Below are 13,393 nucleotides of genomic sequence, written 5' to 3'. Positions count from 1 at the left end.
CGGGATCGCCATGACGAGGACTTCGTCCTCGAACGCAGCCTTCGGCAGCTGCTACAAGGCTTCCCCATTCGTTGCCTCACCACCAACCACCCGGTAAAGTGCCGCTCCCCCCGTTTCGCCAGAGGTAGAACCATGAGCCAGTCCTTCGAAATTGCCGTGATCGGCGCCACCGGCACTGTCGGCGAAACACTCGTCCAGATTCTCGAAGAACGCGACTTCCCGGTCGGCAATCTGCACCTGCTGGCGAGCAGTGAATCGGCCGGACACTCGGTGCCGTTTCGCGGCAAGAACGTGCGGGTGCGCGAAGTCGATGAGTTCGACTTCAGCAAAGTCCAGTTGGTGTTCTTCGCCGCCGGCCCGGCGGTGACCCTCAGTTTCGCCCCGCGCGCTACGGCCGCCGGTTGCTCGCTGATCGACCTGTCGGGCGCGTTGCCGGCCGATCAGGCGCCGCAAGTGGTGCCCGAGGCCAATGCTGCAATTCTTGCCGGCCTGAAAAAGCCCTTCCAGGTCAGCAGCCCAAGCCCTTCGGCGACAGCGCTGGCGGTGGTGCTGGCGCCGCTGCTCGATTTGCTCGACCTGCAACGCATCAGCCTGACGGCGTGCCTGGCGGTCTCAGCCCAGGGCCGCGAAGCGGTCAGTGAGCTGGCCCGGCAAACCGCCGAACTGCTCAACGTGCGTCCGCTGGAACCGGCATTCTTCGATCGGCAGATGGCTTTTAACCTGTTGGCGCAAGTCGGTGCGCCCGATGCTCAGGGCCACACGTTGCTGGAAAAGCGTCTGGTGCGCGAGCTGCGTCAGGTCTTGTCGCTGCCTTTATTAAAGATTTCCGTCACTTGCATTCAAGCCCCGGTGTTTTTTGGCGATAGCTATAGCGTGACCTTGCAGTCATCGAGCGCTGTCGACCTGGCGAAAGTCAACGCGGCACTGGAAGCGGCGCCCGGTATCGAGCTGGTCGAGGCGGGCGATTACCCGACTCCGGTAGGCGATGCGGTAGGGCAGGACGTGGTTTACGTTGGTCGGGTTCGCAGCGGGATCGACGACCCGGCGGAACTTAACGTGTGGCTGACGTCAGATAACGTACGCAAAGGCGCCGCGCTCAATGCTGTGCAGGTGGCTGAATTGTTGATAAAAGACCTGCTGTAAAAGATACTTGGCAACAATTTTTTCTAGTGGTTCCAGCCGAACACCCTGTTTGGCTGGAATGCTTGAGGCGAGCCATCCCGCAGGGCTTTCGTCGCATGAATGAAACGATCGCGCGCGACGACCCTTCGCCGTCGCGCGCAACGCCTTACGGCAGCGGCAATCAACACCTTCTCGCTGGCCGAGGAATGTTCAAACAAAGGATGAGGCTATGGTTCAAGTTCGCAAACTGGTGTTAGCAATAGCGGCCGCCTCGGCGCTGTCCTCCGGTATGGCGCATGCCCTCGGGCTTGGGGAATTGACCCTGAAATCGACGCTGAACCAGCCTCTGGTAGCAGAAATCGAGTTGCTCGACGTCAAGGACCTCACGGCTGCCGAAGTGGTGCCGAGCCTGGCCTCGCCCGAAGATTTCGCCAAGGCTGGTGTCGATCGTCAGGCGTTCCTCAACGACCTGACTTTCACGCCGGTGCTTAACGCCAGCGGCAAAAGCATCCTGCGCATCACCTCCAGCAAACCGCTGTCCGAACCGATGGTGAAATTCCTGGTTCAGGTGATGTGGCCAAGCGGTCGTCTGCTGCGTGATTACAGCGTGCTGCTCGATCCGTCCAAATTCTCGCCGCAAACCGCCGATGCCGCCGCGCAACCGGCGCCAGCCCAGGCGGTGACCGCGCCAGTCACCGGCGCGACCAAATCGACGCAATACACCACCACGTCGCGCGATACCTTATGGGAAATCGCCGCGAAGGCGCGTAACGGTGGATCGATCCAGCAAACCATGCTGGCCATCCAGGCGCTGAACCCGGATGCCTTTATCGACGGCAACATCAACCGGCTGAAAGCCGGTCAGGTGCTGCGTCTGCCGGATCAGGTGCAAAGCGCTAGCCTGCCGCAACCCAAGGCCATCGCTGAAGTCGCGGCGCAGAACTCTGCATGGCGCCACGGTCGTCGCTATGTGGCGAAGCCTGGAAGCGGGCAGCAGCAACTCGATGCCACCAAGCGTGCTCGCGGTGACGGCGCTTCGTCGCAAATCGCCACGGACAAGCTGAGCCTGGTCTCTGCCGACACCGGCAAGGGCCGTGGCAAAGGTGCCGCCGGTGATGCGAAAGCCTTGAGCAACAAGCTGGCCGTGACCCAGGAAAGCCTCGACACGGCTCGCCGTGACAACGCTGAACTGAAAAGCCGCATGAACGACCTGCAAAGCCAGCTGGACAAGCTGCAGCGCCTGATCGAACTGAAGAATAATCAGTTGGCCAAGCTGCAAGCCGAAGGCGGCGCGGGCGCACCGGCGGCTACGACCGCTCCGGCGATGTCGGCCGAGCTGGCAGCCAGCCCGGCGGCAACGCCTGTTGAAGTGACTCCGGCGGCTCCTGCGCCGGAAGTCGTTCCGGCGCCAGCCGTCGAGCCGACGCCTGTGGCGTCCGACGAGCAGAAATTCAACGAACTGCTGACCAACCCGATCCTGCTGGGTCTGGTGGGTGGCGGTGCAGTGGTTCTGCTGCTCTTGCTGCTGTTGCTGGCCCGTCGCCGCAAAGCTCAGCAAGAAGCAGAAAAACATCTGCGCATGGCCCGTGCCTTGGCTGAGGAGCAAGAGTTCTCCGCCGACCTCGACCTGCCGGAAAGCAGCTTCGAAGGTCTGGAAGTCCCGCCGCCAAGCGTGAAACTCGCGACCGCACCAACGCCTGCACCTGCACCGGCCCCGGTGATTGCCCCGGTTGTGATGACGCCACCGATCGCTGCACCGTTGGTTGCGCCTGCCGCCGAACGCTCTGACGACGTCTTGGCCCAGGCTCAGTCGCACATCGCGGCTGGTCGCCTGAATCAGGCTGCCGCGCTGCTGGAAGACGCTATCAAGCAAGAGCCGCAACGCAGCGACCTGCGCCTGAAGCTGATGGAAGTCTACGGTCAGCAGGGCGATCGCGATGCGTTCGTCGCTCAGGAGCGTCAACTGGTGGCCAACGGCGACAACTTCGCCCGGGTCGAACAGCTGAAAAGCCGCTTCCCGGCCATGGTGGTCGCGGCGGTGGGCGGTCTGGCCGCCGCAGCTGTCGCCGCCGAGCTGGACGCACAGTACGTCAAGGACCTGCTGCTGGACGAGCCGCAAGCCCCGGAACCGGCATTGGCTGACTTTGACAGTGCTTTCGATCTGAGTCTCGACGATCTGGAAGCGGCTACTCCGATCACGCCTGCGGTTGCAGTCGAGCCAGCACCGCAGCCACAGCCTGAGCCAGAACCAGAGTCTCTGGCTGAGCTGGATGAGTTTCCGCTGGACGACGACCTGAGCTTTGAGTCGGTGTTGCAACAACAGACTGAAATCAAGGAAAGCCTCGACGACCTGTCGGACTTTGACCTGGACATGGATCTGGGCGGCGATGCTTCCCCGGAGACTCTGGCTGAAGACGACTTCCTGCTGAGCCTGGATGACGACCTCAAGGACTTGCCTGTCGCTGAAGTGCCGACCGTCACTGAGGCGCCAACGGTGACTGAGGCGCCGCTCGACGATCTGGAGTTGCCGGCTGATTTCGATCTGTCGCTGGCCGATGAAATGGACGCCGCCCCGGATAAGCCTGACGCCTTTGAAAACGAACTCAACGACGTCAATGCCGAGCTGGATCGTTTGTCCCAGAGCCTCGGCGAGCCAAGCTTCACCGAGGAAGATGCGTTGGTCGCGTCAGATGACGAGCTCGATTTCCTCTCTGGCGCTGACGAAGTCGCCACCAAACTCGACCTGGCCCAGGCCTACATCGACATGGGCGACAATGACGGTGCTCGGGACATCCTCAATGAGGTGGTGACCGAGGGCGATGCGGGGCAGAAGAGCGAAGCCAAGGAAATGCTCTCGCGTCTGGCGTGAATCGTCGGTAAGGCTTAAACAAAACGGCAGCCCATCCAGGCTGCCGTTTTTGTTTGGGGGATGCGATGGGGTTGGTACATTCAACGCCGTGTCACAGTTACACTGGTATCCCGGTCCAGCGGCCTTATAATGCCTGCCTTTGCGTAGATCAGCAGGCTGTCACCCCTTGGCAAATATAGATAATCCGGCCGCCGAAATGGCGGCCGACGGCTTTTTCCGGATCGCGTTGGGCGTTGAATACAAAGGTTCGCGTTATCGCGGCTGGCAACGTCAGGCCTCCGGTGTGGACACGGTGCAGGAGCTTCTTGAAAAGGCCTTGTCCAAAGTCGCCGACTCACCCGTGTCGCTGCATTGCGCCGGGCGCACTGACGCCGGTGTGCATGCTTGCGGCCAAGTGGTGCATTTCGACACCCAGGTAGAGCGCTCGATGAAGGCCTGGGTCATGGGTGCCAACATCAACTTGCCGCACGACATCAGCGTCAGCTGGGCCAAGGTCATGCCGGCGCATTTCCATGCGCGGTTCAAAGCCATCGCCCGGCGCTATCGCTACGTGATCTACAACGATCAGATCCGCCCGGCGCACCTGAACGAAGAAATCACCTGGAACCACCGCCCGCTGGACGTTGAGCGCATGTCCGAGGCCGCCCAGTATCTGGTCGGCACCCACGACTTCAGTGCTTTCCGCGCCGGCCAGTGCCAGGCCAAGTCGCCGATCAAGGAGCTGCATCACCTGCGCGTTACCCGCCATGGCAAAATGATCGTGCTGGATATCCGTGCCAGTGCGTTCCTGCACCACATGGTGCGCAACATCGCAGGCGTCTTGATGACTATCGGTGCTGGCGAGCGTCCGGTGGAGTGGATGAAAGAGGTGCTGGAGAGTCGCATTCGCCGTTCCGGTGGGGTGACGGCTCATCCGTTTGGTCTGTATCTGGTGCAGGTCGAGTATCGCGACGAGTTCGAATTGCCCGAGCGTTACATCGGCCCACACTTCCTCACCGGCTTCTCGGAACTTGACGGCTGACGCCTTCGAACGCTTTTGATACCATCCGGGACTTTCCCGGAATTGCCCTGAGGTTCTATCGACATGTCGGCCGTTCGCAGCAAAATTTGTGGGATTACCCGCATAGAGGATGCGTTGGCGGCGGTTGAGGCCGGGGCCGATGCCATCGGATTTGTGTTCTACGCCAAAAGCCCGCGGGCCGTGACGTTCCAGCAGGCGAGGGCGATCATCAAGGCCTTGCCGCCGTTCGTGACCACCGTGGGTTTGTTCGTCAACGCCAGCCGTTGCGAGTTGGGGGAAATCCTCGACGCCGTGCCACTGGACCTGTTGCAGTTCCATGGCGACGAAACCGCCGCTGATTGCGAAGGCTGGCACCGACCGTACATCAAGGCATTGCGGGTCAAGGCCGGTGATGACATTGCGGCGGCTTGTGACGCATACCCAAGTGCCAGCGGTATTTTGCTCGACGCCTATGTCGAAGGTGTTCCTGGTGGAACCGGTGAAGCCTTCGATTGGTCACTGATACCGCAAGGCTTGAGCAAGCCGATCATCCTGGCGGGTGGCTTGACGCCAGATAACGTCGCCGAGGCGATTGCCCGGGTTCGGCCTTACGCGGTGGACGTCAGCGGAGGGGTAGAGGCGAGCAAGGGCATCAAGGATCACGCAAAGATTCAGGCATTCATCAAAGCGGTACGCGGTAGCACGTCGTTGATGTGACGGCTGGCAGACTGCCGCCGTCCACTGCTCTGTACAAAAGAGGTGCACCTGCACAAAGCAGGCATGGCTGAGAATTTTTGGGTCGTACGCAGGTCAGCGTCTCGCTGACCCGGCAATCCATCGATCATCGCTACACATATGAATTTAGCTCAAGGGCATACGCGGGGCTGCGAACCAGAGCGTTCGGGCCGCCGGTACTGGAGAAAGAAAGCATGAGCAACTGGTTAGTAGACAAACTGATCCCTTCGATCATGCGTTCCGAGGTCAAGAAGAGCTCGGTGCCTGAAGGTCTGTGGCACAAATGCCCGTCTTGCGAGGCGGTGCTGTATCGTCCGGAGCTGGAAAAGACCCTGGACGTTTGCCCCAAGTGCAACCACCACATGCGTATCGGCGCACGCGCGCGCATCGACATCTTCCTCGACGCTGAAGGTCGTGCCGAACTGGGCGCGGACCTGGAGCCGGTTGACCGTCTGAAATTCCGTGACGGCAAGAAGTACAAGGATCGCCTGACCGCTGCGCAAAAGCAGACCGGCGAAAAAGACGCACTGATCTCCATGAGCGGCACCTTGCTGGGCATGCCGGTCGTGGTGTCGGCTTTCGAATTCTCCTTCATGGGTGGTTCGATGGGTGCCATCGTCGGTGAGCGCTTTGTGCGCGCCGCCAACTACGCCCTGGAAAACCGTTGCCCGATGATCTGCTTCTCCGCTTCCGGTGGTGCACGGATGCAGGAAGCGCTGATCTCCCTGATGCAAATGGCCAAGACCTCCGCGGTGCTGGCACGTCTGCGCGAAGAAGGCATTCCGTTCATCTCGGTGCTGACCGACCCGGTCTACGGCGGTGTTTCCGCCAGTCTGGCGATGCTCGGCGACGTGATCGTCGGTGAGCCGAAAGCCCTGATCGGTTTCGCCGGTCCGCGCGTGATCGAACAAACCGTTCGCGAAAAACTGCCGGAAGGCTTCCAGCGCAGCGAGTTCCTGCTGGAGCACGGCGCGATCGACATGATCATCCCTCGTCAGGAGCTGCGTCCCCGTCTGGGCAACCTGCTGGCACAACTGACCGGCAAGCCGACGCCTAAATTCGTCGCCGCACCAGTCGAGCCGATCGTGGTCCCACCGGTACCTGCGAACCTATGATCGAGCGCACCCTTGGCGAGTGGCTCGCCTACCTTGAACAGTTGCATCCTTCGGCCATCGACATGGGGTTGGAGCGTTCGCAGCAGGTAGCGTCCCGCATGGGGCTGGGCAAGCCGGCGCCTCGGGTGATCACGGTCACCGGCACCAACGGCAAAGGGTCTACCTGCGCATTCGTGGCTTCATTGCTGCGGTCGCAGGGCCTGAACGTGGGTGTCTACAATTCTCCGCACCTGCTGCGTTACAACGAGCGGGTGCAGGTCAATGGTGTCGAAGCCACTGACGCGCAGCTGTGCGAAGCCTTTGCCGCGGTCGAGGCGGGTCGCGGCGAAACATCCCTGACTTACTTCGAAATGGGCACCCTGGCGGCGTTCTGGCTGTTTCAACAGGCCGGTCTCGATGCAGTGGTGCTGGAAGTCGGCCTGGGCGGGCGCCTGGACACGGTCAACGTGGTGGATGCCGATATCGCGCTCGTCACCAGCATTGGTGTCGACCATGCGGATTACCTGGGTGATACCCGCGAATCCGTGGCCTTCGAAAAGGCCGGAATCTTCCGCCAGGGCGCTCCTGCACTGTGCGGCGATCTGAATCCTCCTCAACCTCTGCTGGATAAGGCGCGCGAGCTCAATTGCCCGTTTTTCCTGCGTGGGCGCGATTTCGACCTCGGTATCACCGATTACAACTGGCAATGGCGCGGCGTTGATGCTCAAGGGCGTGCGGTCGAATTGCACGATCTGCCATTGCTCGATCTGCCGATGGAAAACGCTGCACTGGCGTTGCAGGCTTACCTTCTGCTCGGTTTGCCTTGGGTGGATGCGCAGATTATTGAAGCGTTGAAAGCGACGCGGATCGTCGGTCGTCTTGATCGTCGGCAGTTCGACTGGCAGGGCAAGCGTCTGAATCTGCTGCTGGACGTGGGGCACAACCCTCACGCGGCAGAATATCTGGCTCGGCGTCTGGCCAGTCGACCGCTGGCCGGCAAGCGTCTGGCGGTGTTCGGGTTGTTGGCGGACAAGGACCTGGATGGTGTTGTCGGTGAATTGAATGCTAGTGTCCAGCATTGGGCCGTCGCGCCGCTGGATTCGCCGCGGGCACGGCCGGTAGCTCAGTTGCACGCAGCGTTGCAGAACCTTGGCGCCTCGGTTACGTCCTATGACAGCGTGGCCGCTGCCCTGGAAGGGCAGTGCGCGCAGGCGACGAGCGACGACGAGATTCTGTTGTTCGGATCATTTTATTGTGTCGCCGAGGCCCTTGAGTGGCTGGCCCGGCACTCCACGGAGGAAGCGGCAAATGGCTTTGCTGGATAAGGCGTACAAGCAGCGCATGGTCGGTGCCTTGGTGCTGGTGGCGCTGGCGGTGATTTTCTTGCCGATGCTGTTTTCCCGTCAGGACGAACAGCGCCAGGTAAGGGTCGACGCGCCTGCCGCACCGCATGCCTCCTCGTTACCGCAAGTGCAGATTGAGCCGGTGGCGGTGCCTGAACCACAGGCATTGCCGCAAGAGCCTGTGCCAAGCGACGACGAGATTGCCGAGCAGCAAGCGCCGTCGGCACCGATTGCACCAACGGCTCCCGTAGCGCCAGCGCCGCCGGCTGCCAAGCCAGTCGCGCCGCCAGCAGCGCCAGTTGCCAAGCCTGTACCGGCACCTGCCCAGCCAATCGCGGTTGCACCGACCAAGCCGGTCGCTACTCCAAGTCGCGTCGATGCCAATGGCCTGTCGGTCAGCTGGTCGGTGCAACTGGCCAGCCTGGCGAGCCGTGAGAGCGCTGAAAGTTTGCAGAAAACCCTGCGCAGCCAAGGCTATAACGCCTACATTCGCTCCGCCGATGGCAAGAATCGAGTGTTCGTCGGGCCGCTGATCGAGCGTGCGGAAGCCGATCGTCTGCGTGATTTGTTGAGTCGCCAGCAGAACCTCAAGGGTTTTGTGGTGCGTTTCCAGCCTGAGCGCGGCTAAATCTATCACCCCGATTTGAAAAGCACTGACAATCTCAGCTTACCGACAGCCATGGGCTCTGCTAAAATGCGCCGCCTCATCTGTCTGTAGGCTGCACTGTGCCATTTACCTGGGTTGACTGGGCGATCGTTGCAATCATCGCCATCTCCGCTTTGATCAGTCTGAGCCGCGGCTTCGTCAAGGAAGCACTCTCGCTGCTGACCTGGATCATCGCAGGAGTCGTTGCCTGGATGTTCGGTGGTTCATTGTCCGAGTACCTGGGCGGATACATTGCTACGCCGTCGGCTCGTGTTATCACGGGCTGTGCCATCATGTTTGTCGCCACTTTAATCGTAGGCGCAATGATCAATTATCTTATCGGCGAGTTGGTTCGCGTCACCGGGCTATCCGGGACCGATCGATTCCTCGGCATGGCTTTCGGCGGGGCGCGTGGCGTGTTGCTGGTGGTCGTGGCGGTCGGGCTGTTGAGCCTGGGGCCGGTACAGCAGGACGAGTGGTGGAAAGAGTCACAGCTCGTGCCAAAATTTCTATTGGTCGCAGACTGGTCCAAAAACCTGATCCTCGGGTGGAGCAGTCAGTGGCTTGCCAGCGGAATCAGCGTACCCGCTGATATTCCGTTCAAGGAGCACCTCTTGCCGACGGCCAAAACGCCTCAGTGAGTTGTGTTCAGTTCAGATCCATTAAGTAGGGGTTGCGTCGCATGTGTGGCATCGTCGGTATCGTCGGTAAGTCGAACGTCAATCAGGCGCTGTATGACGCGCTAACCGTCCTCCAGCACCGCGGCCAGGACGCTGCCGGTATCGTGACCAGCCACGATGGCCGGTTATTCCTGCGCAAGGACAATGGCCTGGTGCGTGACGTGTTCCATCAGCGTCACATGCAGCGCCTGGTCGGCCACATGGGCATTGGCCATGTGCGTTATCCGACCGCGGGCAGCTCGACCTCGGCCGAAGCTCAACCGTTTTACGTCAACTCGCCGTACGGCATTACCCTGGCGCACAACGGTAACCTGACCAACGTTGAACAATTGGCCAAGGAGATTTACGAATCTGACCTGCGCCACGTCAACACCAACTCCGATTCGGAAGTGCTGCTCAACGTGTTCGCACACGAGCTGGCCCAGCGTGGCAAGTTGCAGCCGACTGAAGAAGACGTGTTCGCGGCCGTCACCGACGTGCACAACCGTTGCGTCGGTGGTTACGCGGTCGTGGCGATGGTGACCGGTTATGGCATCGTCGGTTTCCGCGATCCGCACGGCATCCGCCCAATCGTTTTCGGTCAGCGTCACACCGATGAAGGCGTCGAGTACATGATCGCCTCCGAAAGCGTTTCGCTGGACGTGCTCGGTTTCACCCTGATTCGCGACCTGGCACCCGGCGAAGCGGTCTACATTACTGAAGACGGCAAGCTGCACACCCGTCAGTGCGCGACCAACCCGTCGCTGACCCCGTGCATCTTCGAACACGTCTACCTGGCACGTCCGGACTCGATCATCGACGGCGTTTCGGTTTACAAGGCCCGTCTGCGCATGGGCGAGAAGCTCGCCGAGAAGATCCTGCGCGAGCGTCCGGACCACGACATCGACGTGGTCATCCCGATTCCGGACACCAGCCGCACCGCGGCCCTGGAGCTGGCGAACCACTTGGGCGTCAAGTTCCGCGAAGGCTTCGTGAAGAACCGCTACATCGGTCGGACCTTCATCATGCCGGGTCAGGCTGCGCGGAAAAAATCCGTACGCCAGAAGCTCAACGCCATCGAACTGGAGTTCCGCGGCAAGAACGTGATGCTGGTGGACGACTCCATCGTTCGCGGCACCACCTGTAAGCAGATCATCCAGATGGCTCGCGAAGCCGGCGCCAAGAACGTCTATTTCTGCTCCGCGGCCCCGGCCGTGCGTTACCCGAACGTCTACGGCATCGACATGCCGAGCGCTCACGAGCTGATCGCCCACAACCGTTCGACCCAGGACGTGGCCGACCTGATCGGCGCTGACTGGTTGATCTATCAAGATCTGCCTGACTTGATCGAAGCGGTCGGTGGCGGCAAGATCAAGATCGACAAGTTCGATTGCGCGGTGTTCGATGGCCATTACGTCACCGGCGACGTCGACGAGGCTTACCTGAACAAGATCGAGCAGGCACGTAACGATGCCTCCAAGGTCAAGACCCAGGCAGTCAGTGCGATCATTGATCTGTACAACAACTGAGTAACTACCGGCCCTGAGGGGCCGGTTTTGTATCTACTAAATAAAGAGCAAGGCAAGGAGTGACAGCATGAGTCAGGATTGGGATGCCGGTCGGCTGGACAGCGACCTCGAAGGCGTAGCGTTCGATACCCTGGCCGTACGCGCCGGTCAGCACCGCACGCCGGAAGGCGAACACGGTGATCCAATGTTCTTCACTTCCAGCTACGTATTCCGTACCGCCGCCGACGCGGCTGCGCGTTTTGCCGGTGAAGTGCCGGGTAACGTTTACTCGCGCTACACCAACCCGACCGTGCGCGCATTCGAAGAGCGCATTGCCGCGCTGGAAAGCGCCGAGCAGGCCGTGGCTACGGCGACTGGCATGGCCGCGATCATGGCGGTGGTAATGAGTCTGTGCAGTGCCGGCGATCACGTGCTGGTGTCGCGCAGCGTGTTCGGCTCGACCATCAGTCTGTTCGAGAAGTACTTCAAGCGCTTTGGCATCGAAGTCGATTACGTAGCTCTGGCGGACTTGTCCGGCTGGGATGCGGCGATCAAGGCCAACACCAAATTGCTTTTCGTGGAATCGCCTTCCAACCCACTGGCCGAGCTGGTGGATATCACCGCCCTGTCGGAAATCGCTCACGCCAAGGGCGCGATGCTGGTGGTCGACAACTGCTTCTGCACGCCTGCGCTGCAGCAGCCACTGAAGCTGGGCGCGGACATTGTCGTGCACTCGGCGACCAAGTTCATCGACGGCCAGGGTCGTTGCATGGGCGGTGTCGTGGCGGGTCGCAGCGAGCAGATGAAGGAAGTCGTCGGTTTCCTGCGCACTGCCGGGCCGACCCTGAGTCCGTTCAATGCCTGGATTTTCCTCAAGGGCCTGGAAACGCTGAGCCTGCGCATGAAGGCGCATTGCGCCAATGCCCAGCAACTGGCTGAGTGGCTGGAGCAGCAGGACGGCATCGAGAAAGTCCATTACGCCGGCCTCAAGAGCCATCCGCAGCACGAACTGGCCCAGCGTCAGCAGAAGGGTTTCGGTGCGGTCGTAAGCTTCGAGGTCAAAGGCGGCAAAGAGGGCGCCTGGCGCTTTATCGATGCGACTCGCCTGATCTCCATTACCGCCAACCTGGGCGACAGCAAAACCACCATCACGCACCCGAGCACCACCTCTCACGGCCGTCTGGCGCCGCAAGAGCGTGAAGCTGCGGGGATTCGTGACAGCCTGATTCGCATTGCGGTCGGTCTGGAAGACGTGGCAGACCTGCAAGCCGATCTGGCGCGCGGGTTGGCTGCCTTGTGATCGAGTTGTCGTCGCCGACCACGGGTACCCATGGCCGCGTCGCGCTGGTCACCGGTGCCGCGCGCGGCATTGGCCTGGGCATTGCGGCCTGGCTGATCAGCGAAGGCTGGCAGGTGGTGTTGACCGATCTGGATCGCGAGCGTGGTTCGAAAGTGGCGAAGGTGCTCGGCGAAAACGCCTGGTTCATCGCCATGGACGTCGCGAATGAAGCGCAGGTGGCGCTGGGTGTGGCCGAGGTGCTGGGGCAGTTCGGGCGTCTGGATGCGCTGGTGTGCAATGCGGCGGTGGCCGATCCGCACAACATCACCCTGGAAAGCCTCGACCTGGCCTACTGGAACCGGGTGTTGGCAGTGAACCTCAGTGGGCCGATGCTGTTGGCCAAGCACTGTGCGCCGTACCTGCGCGCTCACAGCGGCGCGATCGTCAACCTGGCCTCGACCCGCGCCGCGCAGTCGGAACCCGACACAGAGGCTTATGCGGCGAGCAAGGGCGGTCTGTTGGCCCTGACTCACGCCCTGGCCATCAGTTTGGGGCCAGAGATTCGCGTCAATGCGGTCAGTCCCGGCTGGATCGATGCACGGGATCCAGCGGCACGGCGCGCCGAACCGCTGACTGACGCCGATCATGCGCAGCATCCGGCGGGCAGGGTAGGGACTGTCGAGGACGTGGCGGCAATGGTGGCCTGGTTGCTGTCGAAGAATGCTGGTTTTGTCACGGGCCAGGAGTTTGTGGTCGATGGTGGCATGACCAAGAAGATGATTTACAGCGAGTAACAGGGCAGGGGCGCTGTCCCCGGCGTTGATGTTGAATGTGTTGCCATCATCGTCGGCTCGCCGCCGAGAGTCGGGTCGCTCCCACATTAGAAAACCTGTTGTCTGAAGAGGCGCGGTCCACTGTGGGGGCGAGCCTGCTCGCGAAAGCGGTCTGGCGGTTGTCGGCCTCGTCCGGAATGACACGATTTTGTCTTTTTTAGAAAAACTTCAAGCGGGGTATTGACTTAGCTTCGGTACCTGCGTAAATTTCGCGGCCTCAGAGATGCAAAGGGTGATTAGCTCAGCTGGGAGAGCGTCTGCCTTACAAGCAGAATGTCGGCGGTTCGATCCCGTCATCACCCACC

The 13,393-nt window shown here is 61.1% G+C and carries 11 protein-coding genes and 1 tRNA gene; all 12 read left to right on the top strand.

Annotation, left to right across the window (positions count from 1 at the left end):
* Nucleotides 1–132 precede the first annotated feature (132 nt).
* The 12 genes from AC07VO_RS11435 (at nt 133) to AC07VO_RS11380 (ending at nt 13,391) form a co-directional block, all read left to right on the top strand.
* Nucleotides 133–1,143 (top strand): aspartate-semialdehyde dehydrogenase, encoded by a 1,011-nt coding sequence (locus AC07VO_RS11435; protein ID WP_086945461.1) that lies wholly within the window; start codon nt 133–135, stop codon nt 1,141–1,143.
* Between the two features lie 208 nt (nt 1,144–1,351).
* Nucleotides 1,352–3,991 (top strand): motility hub landmark protein FimV, encoded by a 2,640-nt coding sequence (locus tag AC07VO_RS11430; protein WP_086945462.1) that lies wholly within the window; start codon nt 1,352–1,354, stop codon nt 3,989–3,991.
* A 196-nt stretch (nt 3,992–4,187) separates the two neighbouring features.
* Nucleotides 4,188–5,012 carry a tRNA pseudouridine(38-40) synthase TruA gene (gene truA / locus AC07VO_RS11425; protein ID WP_018928093.1) on the top strand — a complete coding sequence of 275 codons (825 nt, stop codon included), beginning with the start codon at nt 4,188–4,190 and terminating at the stop codon, nt 5,010–5,012.
* A gap of 63 nt (nt 5,013–5,075) precedes the next feature.
* A complete protein-coding gene (locus AC07VO_RS11420; protein ID WP_018928092.1) occupies nt 5,076–5,708 on the top strand; it encodes a phosphoribosylanthranilate isomerase in 633 nt (210 codons plus the stop codon).
* 212 nt (nt 5,709–5,920) lie between these two features.
* Nucleotides 5,921–6,841, top strand: a complete 921-nt coding sequence (gene accD / locus AC07VO_RS11415; protein ID WP_007935172.1) for an acetyl-CoA carboxylase, carboxyltransferase subunit beta — start codon at nt 5,921–5,923, stop codon at nt 6,839–6,841.
* Entirely contained in the window at nt 6,838–8,145 is a 1,308-nt protein-coding gene (gene folC / locus AC07VO_RS11410; protein ID WP_018928091.1) for a bifunctional tetrahydrofolate synthase/dihydrofolate synthase, read from the top strand. Before accD ends, folC begins: the two co-directional genes overlap by 4 nt.
* Nucleotides 8,129–8,791 (top strand): SPOR domain-containing protein, encoded by a 663-nt coding sequence (locus tag AC07VO_RS11405; RefSeq protein ID WP_018928090.1) that lies wholly within the window; start codon nt 8,129–8,131, stop codon nt 8,789–8,791. Before folC ends, AC07VO_RS11405 begins: the two co-directional genes overlap by 17 nt.
* A 98-nt stretch (nt 8,792–8,889) precedes the next feature.
* Nucleotides 8,890–9,450, top strand: a complete 561-nt coding sequence (locus AC07VO_RS11400) for a CvpA family protein (protein ID WP_018928089.1) — start codon at nt 8,890–8,892, stop codon at nt 9,448–9,450.
* Between the two features lie 41 nt (nt 9,451–9,491).
* Nucleotides 9,492–10,997 carry an amidophosphoribosyltransferase gene (gene purF / locus AC07VO_RS11395; RefSeq protein ID WP_018928088.1) on the top strand — a complete coding sequence of 502 codons (1,506 nt, stop codon included), beginning with the start codon at nt 9,492–9,494 and terminating at the stop codon, nt 10,995–10,997.
* 67 nt (nt 10,998–11,064) lie between these two features.
* Complete coding sequence (locus AC07VO_RS11390; RefSeq protein ID WP_018928087.1) at nt 11,065–12,276, top strand: O-succinylhomoserine sulfhydrylase; 1,212 nt, start codon at nt 11,065–11,067, stop codon at nt 12,274–12,276.
* Nucleotides 12,273–13,049, top strand: coding sequence for an SDR family oxidoreductase (locus AC07VO_RS11385; RefSeq protein ID WP_018928086.1), 777 nt, complete (start codon nt 12,273–12,275; stop codon nt 13,047–13,049). Before AC07VO_RS11390 ends, AC07VO_RS11385 begins: the two co-directional genes overlap by 4 nt.
* A gap of 269 nt (nt 13,050–13,318) precedes the next feature.
* A tRNA-Val gene (locus AC07VO_RS11380) sits at nt 13,319–13,391 on the top strand.
* The last annotated feature ends 2 nt before the right edge of the window (nt 13,392–13,393 follow it).

Source organism: Pseudomonas sp. GW821-FHT03E01 (genome assembly GCF_059420765.1).
Note: the sequence above shows the minus strand (reverse complement) of the source record. Positions and strands in the feature narration are given on the sequence as shown.